Here is a 15,470-nt window from a genome sequence, read left to right on the forward strand (position 1 = left end):
TCTTCTAGTCGATGGCGACCGGCTTAACCGGCTGCGCCTCTGTCTTTTTGGTGGATGATGCCCATGTCCACATCTTGGCATCTCGCATGGGCAACACAAGGAACAAATGCTCGACCACGCCGAGCGCTGCGAGCCCTGCGAGAAGCGTCGCGGTGGCGGCGGCGCCGCTATTGGCGGGTGACGCTTCGGCGGCGAGCCATGACCAGATCGTGATCGCGACCCAGCCCGCAACCGCGAACGGAAACAGCGGGTTCATCCAGCGCACGCGGAAATAGCTTTTCAAATAGGCGAGATGTTCCGGGAACACTTCGTCGCTGAGATTGGGTACGCCGAGATACAGGTTGAACTTGGCGCTCAGCCGCAACACGAACAGCAGCAGGAAGGTGAGCGGCGCCGCCTGATTGGCTTGGCCCCAGCACAATGCGAACAGCACCAATGCATTGATCGCGATTGAGATTTCATGATGGATCACGGTATTGGTCGCGAGCTTCAGCCGTGTCCAGCCGACCGCGTCGGGCGGGCAGGGGGCCTTGTTAGGCCCCGCCACGAAGCCCATCAGAAAGCCCATCTCGTGCCAGCCCCACAGGACGATGGCCGCGCTGAAGCCGATATAGGAGCCGACCCAAGTCGTGTCGCCGGCGCTCTGCCACACGGCGCCGAGCGCAATCAGCGCGGCCCCCCCGGCGAGCCTGAAGCTGGCCGCAAAGGTATGGCGCGGGCGACTGTCGAGCCAGACGACCGCCGCCGTCCCGACGAACCACATCACCAGCGCAAAGATCAGCGGCGGAACGCTCACCAGACCGGCGCCAGCCGGATCTGCGCGGGCAGCGCGTTGCTGACCACCGGGTGGAAATAGAGCCGCGCGAAATTGACCCCGGCGGCGGCGATTAAACCGACTTTCTTGATGGCCCCGATCACGCCGCCCTGCGCCTTTGCCGCGTCGATCGCGAGTGCGGTCTTGCGCATCCGCTCGAGCCCGGCGCGGAAGGCGGGGCTGTCGGTATCGAGCGTCATCGGGAAGACTTGCTTGGTGATTTCCGAACAGACGCGGAAGACCTGGAAATCATAATCCTTGGGGTCGATCCCGAGTGCCTTGTGGAATTGCGGACGATTGTGGTCGCGCACGTACATCGTTGCATAGACCGCGACGAGGAAGAAGCGGACCCAGAGCTTGTTATGGCCGCTTAGCAGCTTGGGGTCGTTGCGCATCAGCAGCGCGAACGCTTCGCCGTGGCGGAACTCGTCGTTGCACCATTCCTCGAACCAGTTGAAGATCGGGTGGAAGCGCAACTCGGGGTGGCGCGCGAGGTGCCGGTAGATCGTGATATAACGCGCATAGCCGATCTTCTCCGACAGATAGGTCGCGTAGAAGATGAATTTCGGCCGGAAATAGGTGTATTTCTTTGTCTTGGTCAGAAAGCCGAGATCGACGCCGATATCGGCGTCTTTCAGCGTATCGTTGATGAAACCGGCGTGGCGGCTCTCGTCGCGGCTCATCAGCCGGAAGAGCTGCTTGATGTCGGGGTTCTTCGCGCGCTTCTGGATCTCGGCATAGAGGATGCAGCCCGAAAATTCGGCAGTCAGCGAGCTCACGAGAAAATCGATGAATTCCTCGCGCAAGCCATCGGGCAAGCTCTCGATCACGCCATCGAACTGGTTGGTGCGTTTGAAGTGGAGTTTGTTGGGATCGGCGACCATCTCGGCGATCAACTTGTCCCATTCGGCGCGCACCGGGGTGACGTCGATCTTGTCCATCGCGACAAAATCAGTGGTGTAGAAGCGCGGCGACAGAACCGTATTCTCGCGCGCGATCGCCATCGTATCGGGCGCTGCCTTGATCTTCGTGACGGCGTTCATGCAGTCCTCCGGGGCGTAAAGCTGACTTCGTACAATTCGGTCATCTCGAAATGACCGGCGAATTTGGTCCACAACCGTTCGATAGCGGTCGCGCGTTCGACGGTGGCGGTGCGATTGAACACCGCGCTTTCGCCAAAACCAACGACGATTGGCTCGCCATGCACGCGCACCTTGTCGCCGGGATAGATCGGCACGCCGTCGGCCAGCTCGACATGCGCGTGGAAATGCTCGTCGCTATGCTCCACTTCGATCCGGCAAGGCGTATCGAAGCGGGTGCGGGCGAGGGCTAGCATCAGGAGTGCGCCGCCGTTGTGGCGGGGGATGCTGCAATGGGTACTGTCTGTGGCCTTTCAGGCCGCATCAGCAGATCGACAAAGGTCGCGCGGTTGGTCGAGCCGAACGCGTTCAGCTCGATCGAGCGGCCGGTCACCGTGTCGGTCAGCGACAATTGCCGGTCGCTCCACAAGGTCAGCGTGAAGGGTGCGTCGGCGCCGACGCCGTGCAACCGCCGTTCCCGCGCGAGCCCGCGCATCACGCCGCGGATGAACCCGCTATTGCTGCCGCGCTCCAGCATCAGCGCAGTCTGGCCGGTGCCGACATCCTCGATCTCGACCGCGCCATCGGGACGATCGCTAAAGCGCAGATTGCGCGTCTTGATGATTTGGGCATGGTCGGCCGCGCGCAGCAGCGCGGGCGAGGCCGATGGCGGGACCTGCGCAATGCGCACGATGCTGGTCGCGGTGATCGCCATCGCGACAAGTGCGCCGGCCATAATGAGCGCGCCGCGTGGGACATCGACATGGTCGCTATGGGTGGTGTTCATGCGGCCTCTGCCTGTTCGGTGGCGGCGGTCATGCGCGTGGCGGTTTCGATCGGCACGACCCGACCGTCGGTTTGGATCGACAAGCACGCGCGGGCGAGCAAGGTTGCGACTGCCGAGATGTCGGGAACGGCGCGCAGCATCGGCTGTGGATTGCTGTACTGCCAGGGGCGGGCGTGCGGCCACAGAGCGGCATAACCGAGCCGCTGTTCGCTGGTCAGTTTGATCGCGAGATCGCCGGTGCCCTCCATGCGCTGCCGCAAATCGACGTTGCCGATGATGCCGAGCGGCAGATTGATGCACTTTGGCAAAGCGATCCCGATCCGCAGGACGATGCGGCGGTCGGTCAGCGTGTAGATGGTGGCGCGCGCCGTTGCCCAGGCGAGCAGATGCAGCAGCCCCACGCCGATCACCGCGCCCGCCAGTGTAATCGCCACGCCCGAGAGATCGGCGAGGCCGGTAACGCCATGCCACAGCGCGTTGCCCATCGCATATACGGTCAGCGCCGCGAAATAGCCGGCGACCAGCCGCGTGTGGAACGCGGTGCGCGCCAGCACGCGCCAGTTTGGTGATCCCTGCCAGATGATGTTTTCGCCCTTGGGGAGCAGGCCGGGTAAGCCGGGGTTCGGCTCCGATTCATATTCGGTTCTCATATCAGCGGCTCCGAACGGGCGGCAGTGGCATAGAGATAGCCGCCACCGAAATAGGCCTGGACGCGTTCTTCCTCATACAAAGTGATCACGCCAGTACCCTCGATCGCGGGTGCGTCGGCGAATTGTGCGGCGGTGACGGCATCGACGGTAACGGTGCTACGGGCGCGGGCGATCGTTGCCATCGTCATCGGCGCGAGGACATGGCGGCCACCGGTAATCTCGACTTCGAGATAGCGGATCAGGCGATCGGCCTTGTCGATCCACACTTCGCGGATCGTGCCGGCTACCTTGCCGTCACAGCCGAGCACGGTGAAGCCGCGCGGGTCGGCATCCTGGCGCGCGATAAAGAAGCCGTCGGCGGCGCTGAGCGGCACGATGCGGGCATGGCCCTCCCAATCGAGATCAGGGCGCTTGGCGCGCTCGGCCCAGGCGGCGGGGCCGACGCCGTCGACCAGCGGGTTGCCGGTCGGCTCGATCGGCGCGCCGGGGAACCAATCCGACTTGCGTGCGCCCGGCACATTGAGCGGCTCGCGGCCCTTGGTCGGCGCGCTGACGGTGCCATGGCCAAAGGGCAGCTTGAAGAATTTGGTCGGCGCGGTGGACAGCGCCCCGCCGCCTTCGAGCCGACCGGTCAGCTCATGCTCAAGCGGATAGCCTTCGCGGCGATCCTCGCGTCGCAAATAGACGACCAATCCCAGGAAGAAGAGGAAAAAGGCGTTGAGCACGACCAGCGCGACGTCGATCCCGTGAGTGAGTTGCAAGTGCATGAGACTATCCTTCACAGTCCATCAAATGGGAAATTCGGTGAGGCCGAACCGCGGGGCGGGTTTACGCTCGCGAACGCGAACCAGGGGTCCGAGCGCCACCAGTGTCGCCAACAACAACACGATCTCTACGCAGTACACAAAGGCATAACCGGTGGTCGGGACGGCGAGCGTCGTCCCCAGATCATGCGCCACGGCGGCGGCCGAAATCAGGTCGCGCGCAAACGCTCCGATTGCGATGGCAAGGCCGCCGCAGCTGGCTTGAACCGCGCCCCACGCCCCGAGCGCGAGGCCGGTGCGGCCCTCGTCGGAAATGCCCATTGCCGCGGTCAGCGTGCCGACCGAGAAGAGACCGCCGCCAAAGCCGATGATGATCGCGCCGACCGCGAGCAACGGCGCCGATCCGATCGGTCCGGCAAACAGCACGCAGAGGAATGCGCCAATCCCTGCCGTCGCTCCGAAGCCGGCCAGTCGATTGGGTTCGCCGCCGCGGCCGAGCGCGCGCGCGGCAAGGCCGAAGCCGGCCAGCATGCCCATTGCCCACAACGCCGTGAGCGAGGTCGTCGCACCGACCGACAGACCGAGGATTTGGCCGCCATAAGGCTCGAGCAGCACATCCTGCATACTGAACGCCGCCGAGCCGAGCCCGACCGCGACCAGCAACCGGAATGTCTTGGGCTGGGCGATGAACTGTGCCCAGGTTTCGCGGAACGACGGCCGTGCCTCGCGTGGCGTCATCGCGCCACGGTTGCGCGCTTCCTGCTTCCACAAAGCGATCACGTTGAGGATCACGGTCATGATCGCGACGCTCGATACGATTTGCACGAGCCGCGTTGCCGAGAAGTGGGTGAGGAGTTGGCCGATGACCAGCGCGCTGATCATCATGCCGAGCAGCAGCATGACATAGAGCAAGGCGACGACGCGCGGCCGGTTCTCCTCGGTCGCGAGATCGGTCGCGAGCGCGAGGCCGGCGGTCTGCGTCGTGTGCATCCCCGCACCGATCAGCAGGAAGCCGAGCGCGGCGGCGATCTGGCCGTAGACCGGCGAGCCCTGACCGCCGCCCGACATGACAAGCAGGGCGAAGGGCAGGATCGCAAAGCCGCCAAACTGCAGCATCGTGCCGAACCAAATATAGGGCACGCGCTTCCACCCCAGCAGCGAAGTGTGATGATCGGATTTGAACCCGACGAGCGCGCGCAGCGGCGCGAACAACAAGGGCAGCGAAACCATCGCCGCGACGACCGAGGCCGACATGCCGAGTTCGACGATCATCACGCGGTTGAGCGTGCCGGTCAGAAGCACAGCGGCCATGCCGACCGAAACCTGAAACAGCGACAGCCTGAGCAAGCGGCTGAGCGGCAATTCCTTGGTCGCGACATCGGCGAAGGGCAGGAAGGCGGTGCCGAGCCGGTTCCAGAACGCGCCATTCTTCAGCGCTTCCGCGCGGACGGCCGCACCCGCACGCTCGGGCTTTGCCGGTCGCGCGAGCGATGCTTTCATTGAAGCCAAATAGAGGGCGCGGTCGGCAGCGTTCACGCGGTCACTACCTCCAGTGCATGGCTCGTATAGAAGCCGCCCGAAACCTTGCGATCACGCCCCAGCCGTGCCGTCGGCATTGCGCTGCGGATCAGCGTGCGGAGCAAGCGCTCGCGCACTGGGATGATTGCGGGTGAGCGATCGCCGCTCGGGAAGAGCCGACCCATGCCGAGCGCAACCATCAGCAGCGGCGTCTGCGGCGCGAAGGTGAACATCATCGATCCACGGGTCCGGTCGGACAAGCCACGCAGCACCGCGACAATGTCGAACGCTTTGTAATGAATGAGCGAATCCATCGCCACGACATGGTCGAACCGACCGAGCGCAGGATCGAGCAGGTCGCCGACACGCCAATCGATGTTAAGGCCGCTCTGTCCCTGGGCGTGCGCGCGCTTGCGGGCGACGTCGACCAAGCTGCCAGCGACATCGATCGCGACGACTTCGGCACCGCGAATCGCCGCTTCCACTGCCAGCGCCCCGGTGCCGCAACCCGCATCGAGCAAGCGCAGGCCGGTCATGTCGGCGGGTAGCCACGACAGCAATGTGTCGCGCATTTCGGTACGGCCCTTGCGCACCGTCGCGCGGACACCGCTGACCGGTGCATCCGAGGTCAGTTGCTCCCACGCCTTGCTCGCGGTCTTGTCGAAATAGGTTTCGAGGTTGCCACGAAAGCGGTCGTACGTCTGCGTCGTCATCTCACTCGAACCCCAGAAACTCGAAGATCTCGCGGTCCTTCATCGGCTGCGCATCGAGCGGCTCGCACCCGGCCCACATTTGCGCAGCGAGGCGCTTGTATTCGAGGCAGGCGGCATCGACCGCGGGCGAGGAAGGCATCTCGAACAAGGTGCACTTCTTGAGGCGCGAGCGGCGAATCTCGTCGAGATCGGGGAAGTGGGCCAACCGCTTGAGGCCGGTCGCCGCGTTGAAGCGATCGATCTCGTCGCACGCTGCGGAACGGTTGGCGATCACGCCCGCCATTCGCACGTCGTAATTCTTCGACTTGGCCTTGATCGCCGCGACGATGCGATTCATCGCGAAGATGCTGTCGAAATCATTGGCGGCGACGACCACCGCGCGCTCGGCATGTTGCAGCGGCGCGGCAAACCCACCGCACACCACGTCGCCCAGCACGTCGAAGATCACCACGTCGGTTTCTTCGAGCAAATGATGCTGCTTGAGCAATTTGACCGTTTGCCCGACGACATAGCCGCCGCAGCCGGTGCCGGCCGGGGGGCCACCTGCCTCGACGCACATTACGCCGTTATAGCCCTCGAACATATAATCTTCGGGGCGGAGTTCCTCGGCATGAAATTCGACCGTTTCGAGCACGTCGATCACGGTTGGCATCAATTTCTTGGTTAGCGTGAACGTGCTGTCATGCTTCGGGTCGCAGCCGATCTGCAGCACGCGTTTGCCGAGCAGCGAGAAAGCGGCGGAGAGGTTGGACGAGGTGGTTGATTTGCCGATCCCGCCTTTGCCGTACACCGCAAACACCTTGGCGTTGCCTATCCGGTCATTGGGGTCGAGGCCGACCTGGAGCGACCCTTCGCCATCGAGGCAGCGGACTGGGGGATCGAGCAAAGCCATCATATTTTCCTTTATGCCGCCACCGCGACGATACCCTCGAGGCGATCCTCGAGTTCGTCACTGGCGGCATGGAGTGCGGCGAGCGTCGCCGCGTCGGGGGACCAGTATTTGCGTTCGGAAGCTTCGATCAGGCGGTTGGCGACGCGCGCCGCTGCCTTCGGGTTGAGCGCTGCGATCCGCTCGCGCATTTCGGCGTCGAGGACGTAGGTTTCGCCGATCCGCTGATAGACCCAGGGATCGACCTCGCCGGTCGTCGCCGACCAGCCCATCGTCGTGGTGACGCTGCCCTCGATCTGGCGAACGCCTTCATAACCGTGGCGCAGCAGGCCCTCGGTCCACACCGGATTGAGGATGCGGGTGCGCGTTTCGAGCGCGACCTGTTCCTGTAAGGACCGAACCTTGCCGACGCCCTGCGTCTGGTCGCCGATATAGACCGGTGCCGTCTGGCCGCCCTTGGCGCGGGTAACGGCGCGGCTGATTCCGCCGAGCGTATCGACATATTGGTCGATGCTGGTGATGCCGAGTTCGACGCTTTCGAGATTTTGATACGCGCAATCGACGGTTTTCAGCGCGGCGGCGAGCACCGCGGCCTGACGGACCGGTGCGCCCGACACGCCGTAGGCAAAGCCCTTTTGCCGTTCGAAACTGTCGGCCAGCTCGTCGGGATCGGTCCAGCTACCTTCGTCGATCATCAGATTGACGTTGGCACCGTATGCGCCCTCGGCGTTGGAGAAGACGCGTAGTGCCGCGGTCTCGATGTCGCAGCCTTGTTCCGCGCTGTGCGAGAGCGCGTGGCGGCGTATGAAGTTCATCTCCAGCGGCTCATCGGCTTCGGCCGCGAGCAAGGCGGCTTGCGCCAGCATCCGCGTTTGCAGCGGCAGCAAATCGCGGAACACGCCCGACAGCGTGACGACCACGTCGATGCGCGGGCGGCCGAGTTCCTTGAGGCTCACCAGTTCCGCACCCGCCAGCCGGTTGTAGCTGTCGAAGCGCGGGCGTGCGCCCATCAGCGCCATCGCCTGCGCGATCTGCGCGCCTTCGCTCTTCAGATTGTCGGTGCCCCACAACACCATCGCCACCGTCTCGGGCAAATGTCCGGAGTCGGCGAGACTGCGGTCGATCAGCCGCTGCGCCTGCGCGGCACCGTCCCTGACGGCATAAGCCGAGGGGATTCGGAACGGGTCGAAGCCGTGGATATTGCGCCCGGTCGGCAGGATTTCAGGCGAGCGGAGCAGATCGCCGCCGGTGACCGGGTGAATGTAGCGCCCCGCGAGTGCCAGCACGAGGCCGTCGATCTCTTTATTGGTCGAGAGCGCCGTGTTGAGCGCGGCCATATCCTTGAGTAGCGGCGTATCGAGTTTCAGCGTGCCATCGACCAAGGCAAGGATCGTCTCGTGCGCGAGTTTCTCGCCACGCGCGTCGGACGAAGCGGCGATCATGTCGATCCGCTCTTCGCGCGTCGCCGCTTCGCCCGCGACGTGCAGCCCTTGCGGGATCAGTTCACGCTCGATTTCGTAGAGTTTGGCGGCGAGCGCGGTCACGTCGCTGCCGTCGAGATCGACCGCTTCGGCCTGATCCGCGATCAGTTCGGCCAGATCGCGCGCTTCGTCGCTGTCGGGCGTGGTCGCGCGCCAACGCTCGACCGAGGCCTTCAGCGCGGCAAGGCCCTTGTAGACGCCCGAATTGGTGAGCGCCGGGGTCAGATAGGAAACCAGCGTCGCACCCGAACGCCGCTTGGCGAGCACGCCTTCCGACGGATTATTGGCGGCGTAGAGATAGATGTTGGGCGAATCGCCGATCAGCCGGTCGGGCCAGCAATCCGCGCTCAGGCCCGATTGCTTGCCGGGCATGAATTCGAGGCTGCCATGCGTGCCGAAATGCAGCACGGCGTGCGCGCAGAAATCCTCGCGCAGCCAGCGATAGAACGCGGCAAAGGCATGCGTCGGGGCGAAACGGCCCTCGAACAGCAAGCGCATCGGATCGCCTTCATAGCCCAAAGCGGGTTGCAGCCCGACAAAGACGTTGCCGAATTGCGCGCCGAGGATCTGCACTGACGTGCCATCCGATTGCAGCTTGCCCGGCGCCGGACCCCAGCTTGCCTCGATCTCCTTCAGCCATGTTTCGCGCGCGACGATCGTGTCGGCGCTGACCTTGGCATGGACATTGGCCTCGGTCCCGAAGCGCGCGGCATTGCCCTGCAGGATCGCTTCGCGCAGCGCATCGACCGAGGCGGGGACCTCGACGCGGTAGCCTTCACGATCGAGCCGTTGCAGCGTCGCGTGGAGCGACGAAAACACGCTGAGGAATTGCGCGGTGCCGGCCGCACCAGCATTGGGCGGGAAGTTGAACAGCACGACCGCCACGCGCTTCTCGGCATTCTCCGCACGGCGCAGCGCGATGATCTTGCCGACGCGCGCAGCGAGCATCTCGGCACGCTCGACACAGGTTTGCATCGCGCGGACTTCGCTCGCCGCGGGGAATTGGCACTGGCGGTTGCACCCGGTGCACGGCGTGTCGGACCCGTCTGAACGCCCGCCGAACACCATCGGTACGGTGCCGCCGTCGAGCTCGGGAATCGCGATCATCATCGTCGATTCGAGCGGGAGCAGACCCTGGCGATTGGCCCCCCAGGCTTGCAGCGTCTGGAACTCGACCGGATGCGCCGCGATATAGGGCACGTCGAGCTTCGCCAGCATTTCTTCGGCCGCGGCGGTGTCGTTATACGCCGGGCCGCCGACCATGCTGAAGCCGGTGAGGTTTACCACGGCGTCGACTACGGGCGAACCGTCCTTCAGGAACAGCGCCTCGATCGCCGGACGCCCGTCGAGCCCGCCGGCAAAGGCCGGGATCACGTTCAGCCCGCGTGCCTCCATCGCCGCGATCACGCCGTCATAATGGCCGGCGTCCTTGGCAAGGACATAGGAGCGCAGCATCAGCACGCCGACCGTTCCCTTGGCATCGGCGCGGCGCGGCAAAGCGGCGGCGGTGTGCGCGATGCGGTCGGGGAGGGCGGGGTGATAGACGCCGACCTCGGGATAATCGCGCGGGGCCTCTGCCTTCATTGTGCCGCGCAAAGCACGGCGCGGGCCATCGGCGTAGCGATCGACCAGCCCGCGCACCATGTCGACGACATTGTCGTCCGACGCGGCGAGCCAATATTGCATCGTCAGGAAATAGGCGCGCACGTCCTGCGCGGTGCCGGGGACAAATTTCAGCAGCTTGGGCAAGCGGCGCAGGATCGCCATTTGGCCCTTGCCCGAACTGGCCCCGGCCTTGGTCTTGCCCCGCAATTTCTTGACCAGCGCAAGCATGCCCGTGGCGGGCTTGTCCATGCGATACTCGCCCATGCGAGTCAGCTTGACCACTTCGCCCGCCGACATCAGCCCGATCATCGCATCGCAGTCTTCACGGCGCGCTTGCAGTTGCGGCAGCACCGCCTGGATATGATCCTCAAGGAACAGCATCGTGGAGAGCACGATGTCGCCGCGTGCGATGTCGGCGCGGGCGACTGCGAGCGCCTCGGGGTTTTCCTCCCAGTCGGCGGCGGCGTGAAAGCCGATCGTTACGCCGGGATTTTCGCGGCGGAGGCGTTCCTGCGCGCGCAGCACTGCGCCCGACAAATGATTATCGAGGGTCACGATGACGACGCGCACCGGGATGGCGGCGGGGATGGTCGCGCTACCGGGCATAATGCGCCTTCGCATCGTAAAGCGTGTCGAGCGTGATCGCGGCAATGCCTTGCTCGGCGGCATAGCGCTCGGTGTTTCGCCGGGCTTTGCCACGCACGAAGAACGGGATTTTCAGGAGTTCGCGTTCGGCTTCTGGGGACCAGCCGGTCGCAACAACTGCAACGTCACCCCGGACTTGTTCCGGGGTCCACTCCTCCGGCTGAGCAGACGGAGCTTGTGGTGCGGTGGACCCTGGAACGGGTCCGGGGTGACGGGTTGGGGCGGGTGCCGACCCATGCCCGAGGTGCGAGGCGCCGGCGCTGTCGCTGAATTCGAAATCGTCGCGGAACATCGTCAGCAGATGTTCCTCCAACCCCATGACGAGCGGATGCACCCAGGTGTCGAACAGCACGTTCGCGCCTTCGAAACCCATTTGCGGGCTGTAGCGTGCCGGGAAATCCTGCACGTGGACGGGGGCCGAGATCACCGCGCACGGAATGCGCAGCCGCTTGGCGATGTGGCGCTCCATTTGCGTGCCGAGCACGAGTTCGGGCTGGAGCTTGGCGATCGCATCCTCGACTTCGAGATAGTCGTCGGTGATCAGCGGCTCGAGCCCATAAAGCTTCGCTGCTTCGCGGATGTCCCGGGCGAATTCGCGATTGTAGCAGCCGAGCCCGACCACTTCGAAGCCGAGCTCGTCGCGTGCCACCCGCGCGGCGGCGACGGCGTGCGTCGCATCGCCGAAGATGAAGACGCGCTTGGCGGTGAGATAAGTCGAGTCGACCGAGCGGCTCCACCAGGGAAGGCGCGAATCGTCGAGCGCGGCGGCGGCATCGACCCCGGCAAGTGCGGCGACTTCGGCGATGAAATCGCGCGTCGCGCCGTGCCCGATCGGGATCGTGTGAACGGTCTTCTGTCCGAACGTCTTCTCCAGCCAGCGGCACGCCGTGTCGGCGATTTCGGGATAGAGGCAGATGTTGAAATCGGCGGCGCCGAGGCGCGCCAGATCGGCGGGGCTGGCGCCGAGCGGTGCCGTCACGTTGATGTCGATGCCGAGCGTGCCGAGCAGGCGGCTGATCTCGACGACATCGTCGCGGTGGCGGAAGCCCAAAGCGGTCGGGCCGAGCAGGTTGACGCTCGGGCGACGGCCTTCGCGCGGGGCGGCGCGCAAATCCTTGTCGGCAAGCTTTCGGACCAATTGGTAAAACGTCTCCGCCGCGCCCCAATTTTCCTTGCGCTGATAGCTTGGCAGTTCGAGCGCGACGACCGGGATCGGCAAGCGCATCGCCTCGGCGAGGCCCGACGGATCGTCCTGGATCAGCTCGGCGGTGCACGATGCGCCGACCAGCATGGCTTGCGGCTTGAACCGCTCGAACGCGTCGCGCGCGGCGCTTTGGAACAATTCGGCGGTATCCTTGCCGAGATCGCGCGCCTGAAACGTGGTGTAGGTGACCGGCGGACGCTTGCCGCGGCGTTCGATCATCGTGAACAGCAGGTCGGCATAGGTATCGCCCTGCGGCGCGTGGAGCACGTAATGCACGCCCTCCATCGCGGTCGCGATCCGCATCGCGCCGACATGGGGTGGACCCTCGTATGTCCAGACGGTTAACTGCACCGGATCAAACCTTCAACACGTCGCGGCGCCGTAGCGGCCGGGCAAAAAGTTCGGCGAGATCACCCGCCTGGTCGAAACCGTGGATCGGCGAGAAGACCAGTTCGATCGCCCATTTGGTGGTCAGCCCTTCGCTCTCCAACGGGTTGGCAAGGCCGAGGCCGCAGACGGTGAGATCGGGCTTGGCGGCGCGGACGCGGTCGAGCTGCTTGTCGACATCCTGCCCTTCGCTGATCACGGTTTCGCGCGGCAGCAGCGCGAGGTCCTGCGCGAGGTGGCGACGGTGGAGATAGGGCGTGCCGACTTCCAGCGGGACCATGCCGAGTTCCTGTGCGAGAAAGCGCGCAAGCGGCACTTCGAGCTGCGAATCGGGCATGAAGAAGATGCTCTTGCCTGCGAGCTTGGTGCGGCAATGTTCGATCGCACGCTTGGCGCGTTCACGACCCGGCGCGATGACCGAGCGGAAGTGCATTTCGTCGATCCCGAACGCGACCGCGGCGGCATGGAGCCAGTTGGTCGTGCCTTCGGCGCCGAACGGGAACATCGCATCGAGCCGTACCGCGCCGCGATCCTCGAGCGCGCGCGCCGTCTCGCCGAGGAAGGGCTGGGCCAGCAGGAAGCGCGTGTTGGAGCCGACCGGCGGCATGTCGCCCGCCCGGCGCGCCGGGAGCGAGCGGACGGTGGTGGTGCCGAGCTGTGCAAAGATGCGCAGGAACTGATCTTCGACGACATCCGGCAACGCGCCGACGATCATCAATTCGGGTGCGGCCCCCGGTGCGCTTGCAGCAAGGTCAGGCACGAGGGCGGCGAGGCACGCGTCTTCGCCCTCGGTGAAGGTCGTCTCGATACCCGATCCCGAGTAATTGAGGATCTTGGTGCGGCCGGCATGCTTGAGCGACAACCGTTGCCCGGCGCGCGAAAGATCGAGCTTGATCACTTCGGACGGGCACGATCCGACCAGGAACAGCAGCTTGATGTCGGGGCGCCGCGCGAGCAGTCGGTCGACGACGCGGTCGAGCTCCTCATTGCAATCGACCATCCCGGCGAGATCGCGTTCCTCGATGATCGCGGTGCCGAAACGCGGCTCGGCGAACACCATCACGCCCGCCGCTGATTGCAGCAGATGCGCGCAGGTGCGCGATCCGACGACGAGGAAGAAGGCGTCCTGGATCTTGCGGTGGAGCCAGATGATCCCGGTGAGGCCGCAAAACACTTCGCGCTGCCCGCGTTCGCGCAGCACCGGCGCGCAATCGATGCCGGTCGGGGCAAGGATGGGAGCCATTACGGTCATGCCGCTGCCGTCTGCATGCCGGGCGATGCTTCGGCCGCGGTCTGCAGCCGCGCTGCGCGCAGCTTCAGGATGAACTGTCCGGCGTTGATCGCATAAGTCGCATAGGCGGCCAGCGCGAGCAGCATCCGCTCGCGCTCGGTGCCGAAATCGCCGATCAGCATCACCAGATAGCCGGTGTGCAAAGCGAGCACGAGGAAGCTGAACACGTCCTCCCAGAAGAAGGCTTCGGCGAACAGCCACTTGTCGAACACGACCTTTTCCCAGATCGAGCCCGTAATCATGATGGTGTAAAGCGTGATCGTCTTGATGACGATCGACACGGTCGCGGCATAAGCGCCCTCACCCGTCATCAAATAGTGCACCACCAGCGCCGCGCTGATCAGGAAAACCAGAAATTGCAGCGGTGCGAGGATGCCCTGCACGAGCGTCCAGGGCGTCGAGTCGCGGCGAAGACGCTGCTCGGGCGTGTAGAGCGGAGCGGCGGATTGCCGCGGCGTTTTGGGTCTCGAAGGGTCGTCTTGCCGCATCGTTTCGATCCGCCTCTCTTCGACAGAGACTAGGTCGACGGCGGATAAAGTGTCAACAATAATTGACGTAAAGAAAACTGGACACTTGCTGCAGTGCGGCATCGTCGGGGTGTTGCAAGACACTTTCAAGAGGCATACGCTGCGAGTCGCCGGATTAGCCAAATATGGTGTGCCCGACCGCTTAATGAGTACGTAACCACCGGGGATGGCAGGTATGGCTTCGGCGATGAGGATCGAGCAGTTTACGTCCGCTGACGGCAAGCGCGGACCGCGCGGCGACAGCGGCCGCGGTGAGAAACTGGTCGATTTCCAACGCCGTGCCGATGTCGAATATGCTCGCTCGCTGACGCGCCTGATCGAAAGTGAAATCATTCCGCGGCTGCTCGTCGCGCATGCGACCGGTCCGCACGCCGACATCGATGCCGACGCCGCACGAACAGCCGTCATTTCGGCGGCAGAGGTCGCGGCATTCGCGCCACTGGCGCTGCAAGTCGAAGCGGACGAATTGCTCGACTATGTCGATGGCCTTGTTGCGCGCGGCGTGCCGCTCGATTCGCTGCTCGTCGATCTGCTCGCCCCCGCCGCGCGCCAGCTCGGAGAATATTGGGAGGACGATCGCTGCGATTTCGTCGATGTAACGATGGGCCTGTGGCGGCTGCAGGAGGTTGTCCATGAAGTGTCTGCGCGAATGCCGCATGACCACAGCAAGCCGTTCGCACTGGAGCGCCGCGCATTGTTTGCGTCGCTCGAAGGCGATCAACATAGCTTTGGGACCGTTGTCGTCGACGAGCTCTTTTGCGCCAATGGCTGGCTGACCGACCGGCTCAATGAAGCCACGACGGTGGAACTGCTCGAGCGCGTGCGCGACGAATGGTTCGATCTGGCCGGATTGACGATTACTTGTGACTGCCATATCGCGCCTTTGCCTGCGATCGTACGTTCGATCCGCGGGTCGTCCAGAAATCCTCGGATTTGTGTGATGGTCGGGGGAAGGGTGTTCGCCGCGAATGCGGATCTTGCCGCATCGGTCGGTGCGGACGGGACAGCGCCCGACGCAAGGGTTGCGGTACGCGTGGCCGGGGAACTGGTCGATGCCGTGGCACAGGAGTTGGTTCAGCCAATGACCGGTTGACCCCCCAACAGGGTCTTGCGGTG

General features: G+C 64.4%; 14 protein-coding genes. 1 reads left to right on the plus strand and 13 read right to left on the minus strand.

Translation table 11 applies throughout. The features are described from left to right. Positions 1 to 4: 4 nt before the first annotated feature. From puhE to bchF, 13 genes are read right to left on the minus strand one after another with little or no spacing between them, the layout of a single operon-like run. Positions 5 to 796, minus strand: a complete 792-nt coding sequence (gene puhE, locus IEV62_RS07590) for a putative photosynthetic complex assembly protein PuhE (RefSeq protein ID WP_188446262.1) — start codon at positions 794 to 796, stop codon at positions 5 to 7. After that, the gene (gene acsF, locus IEV62_RS07595) at positions 793 to 1,857 is read right to left on the minus strand and encodes a magnesium-protoporphyrin IX monomethyl ester (oxidative) cyclase (protein ID WP_188446263.1); all 1,065 of its coding nucleotides are present in this window, start codon (positions 1,855 to 1,857) and stop codon (positions 793 to 795) included. Before acsF ends, puhE begins: the two co-directional genes overlap by 4 nt. After that, positions 1,854 to 2,150 (minus strand): O2-dependent cyclase accessory protein, encoded by a 297-nt coding sequence (locus tag IEV62_RS07600; RefSeq protein WP_188446264.1) that lies wholly within the window; start codon positions 2,148 to 2,150, stop codon positions 1,854 to 1,856. Before IEV62_RS07600 ends, acsF begins: the two co-directional genes overlap by 4 nt. Then, complete coding sequence (gene puhC / locus IEV62_RS07605; RefSeq protein ID WP_188446265.1) at positions 2,150 to 2,680, minus strand: photosynthetic complex assembly protein PuhC; 531 nt, start codon at positions 2,678 to 2,680, stop codon at positions 2,150 to 2,152. The genes IEV62_RS07600 and puhC overlap by 1 nt, the downstream gene beginning before the upstream one ends. Then, complete coding sequence (puhB, locus tag IEV62_RS07610; RefSeq protein WP_188446266.1) at positions 2,677 to 3,330, minus strand: photosynthetic complex putative assembly protein PuhB; 654 nt, start codon at positions 3,328 to 3,330, stop codon at positions 2,677 to 2,679. The genes puhC and puhB overlap by 4 nt, the downstream gene beginning before the upstream one ends. Beyond that, a complete protein-coding gene (gene puhA, locus IEV62_RS07615; RefSeq protein WP_188446267.1) occupies positions 3,327 to 4,097 on the minus strand; it encodes a photosynthetic reaction center subunit H in 771 nt (256 codons plus the stop codon). The genes puhB and puhA overlap by 4 nt, the downstream gene beginning before the upstream one ends. A 21-nt stretch (positions 4,098 to 4,118) precedes the next feature. Further along, entirely contained in the window at positions 4,119 to 5,594 is a 1,476-nt protein-coding gene (locus IEV62_RS07620; protein ID WP_188446268.1) for a BCD family MFS transporter, read from the minus strand. Positions 5,595 to 5,626: 32 nt separating this feature from the next. Beyond that, positions 5,627 to 6,325: a magnesium protoporphyrin IX methyltransferase gene (gene bchM / locus IEV62_RS07625; RefSeq protein WP_188446269.1), complete on the minus strand. Its 699-nt coding sequence runs from the start codon at positions 6,323 to 6,325 to the stop codon at positions 5,627 to 5,629. A gap of 1 nt (position 6,326) precedes the next feature. Next, positions 6,327 to 7,217 (minus strand): ferredoxin:protochlorophyllide reductase (ATP-dependent) iron-sulfur ATP-binding protein, encoded by an 891-nt coding sequence (bchL, locus tag IEV62_RS07630; RefSeq protein WP_188446364.1) that lies wholly within the window; start codon positions 7,215 to 7,217, stop codon positions 6,327 to 6,329. 11 nt (positions 7,218 to 7,228) lie between these two features. Next, positions 7,229 to 10,906, minus strand: coding sequence for a magnesium chelatase subunit H (locus IEV62_RS07635; protein ID WP_188446270.1), 3,678 nt, complete (start codon positions 10,904 to 10,906; stop codon positions 7,229 to 7,231). Then, the gene (gene bchB, locus IEV62_RS07640; RefSeq protein WP_188446271.1) at positions 10,896 to 12,500 is read right to left on the minus strand and encodes a ferredoxin:protochlorophyllide reductase (ATP-dependent) subunit B; all 1,605 of its coding nucleotides are present in this window, start codon (positions 12,498 to 12,500) and stop codon (positions 10,896 to 10,898) included. The genes IEV62_RS07635 and bchB overlap by 11 nt, the downstream gene beginning before the upstream one ends. Before the next feature lie 4 nt (positions 12,501 to 12,504). Further along, positions 12,505 to 13,788 carry a ferredoxin:protochlorophyllide reductase (ATP-dependent) subunit N gene (locus IEV62_RS07645; RefSeq protein WP_188446272.1) on the minus strand — a complete coding sequence of 428 codons (1,284 nt, stop codon included), beginning with the start codon at positions 13,786 to 13,788 and terminating at the stop codon, positions 12,505 to 12,507. Continuing rightward, positions 13,785 to 14,315, minus strand: coding sequence for a 2-vinyl bacteriochlorophyllide hydratase (bchF, locus tag IEV62_RS07650; RefSeq protein ID WP_188446273.1), 531 nt, complete (start codon positions 14,313 to 14,315; stop codon positions 13,785 to 13,787). Before bchF ends, IEV62_RS07645 begins: the two co-directional genes overlap by 4 nt. 226 nt (positions 14,316 to 14,541) lie before the next feature. Between bchF and IEV62_RS07655 the strand changes: the two genes are divergently transcribed. Next, positions 14,542 to 15,447, plus strand: a complete 906-nt coding sequence (locus tag IEV62_RS07655; protein WP_229732911.1) for a cobalamin B12-binding domain-containing protein — start codon at positions 14,542 to 14,544, stop codon at positions 15,445 to 15,447. The last annotated feature ends 23 nt before the right edge of the window (positions 15,448 to 15,470 follow it).

It is taken from the genome of Sphingomonas psychrolutea, from assembly GCF_014636175.1.
GTDB lineage: Bacteria > Pseudomonadota > Alphaproteobacteria > Sphingomonadales > Sphingomonadaceae > Sphingomonas > Sphingomonas psychrolutea.

What these genes read in the sequence shown, in the direction of transcription:
- bchF (WP_188446273.1), bottom strand. Translation starts at nt 14,315, where the DNA reads ATGCGGCAAGACGACCCTTCGAGACCCAAAACGCCGCGGCAATCCGCC.
- puhC (WP_188446265.1), bottom strand. Translation starts at nt 2,680, where the DNA reads ATGAACACCACCCATAGCGACCATGTCGATGTCCCACGCGGCGCGCTC.
- bchM (WP_188446269.1), bottom strand. Translation starts at nt 6,325, where the DNA reads ATGACGACGCAGACGTACGACCGCTTTCGTGGCAACCTCGAAACCTAT.
- bchL (WP_188446364.1), bottom strand. Translation starts at nt 7,217, where the DNA reads ATGGCTTTGCTCGATCCCCCAGTCCGCTGCCTCGATGGCGAAGGGTCG.
- IEV62_RS07620 (WP_188446268.1), bottom strand. Translation starts at nt 5,594, where the DNA reads ATGAAAGCATCGCTCGCGCGACCGGCAAAGCCCGAGCGTGCGGGTGCG.
- puhA (WP_188446267.1), bottom strand. Translation starts at nt 4,097, where the DNA reads ATGCACTTGCAACTCACTCACGGGATCGACGTCGCGCTGGTCGTGCTC.
- IEV62_RS07635 (WP_188446270.1), bottom strand. Translation starts at nt 10,906, where the DNA reads ATGCCCGGTAGCGCGACCATCCCCGCCGCCATCCCGGTGCGCGTCGTC.
- IEV62_RS07645 (WP_188446272.1), bottom strand. Translation starts at nt 13,788, where the DNA reads ATGACCGTAATGGCTCCCATCCTTGCCCCGACCGGCATCGATTGCGCG.
- acsF (WP_188446263.1), bottom strand. Translation starts at nt 1,857, where the DNA reads ATGAACGCCGTCACGAAGATCAAGGCAGCGCCCGATACGATGGCGATC.
- IEV62_RS07655 (WP_229732911.1), top strand. Translation starts at nt 14,542, where the DNA reads ATGAGGATCGAGCAGTTTACGTCCGCTGACGGCAAGCGCGGACCGCGC.
- IEV62_RS07600 (WP_188446264.1), bottom strand. Translation starts at nt 2,150, where the DNA reads ATGCTAGCCCTCGCCCGCACCCGCTTCGATACGCCTTGCCGGATCGAA.
- puhB (WP_188446266.1), bottom strand. Translation starts at nt 3,330, where the DNA reads ATGAGAACCGAATATGAATCGGAGCCGAACCCCGGCTTACCCGGCCTG.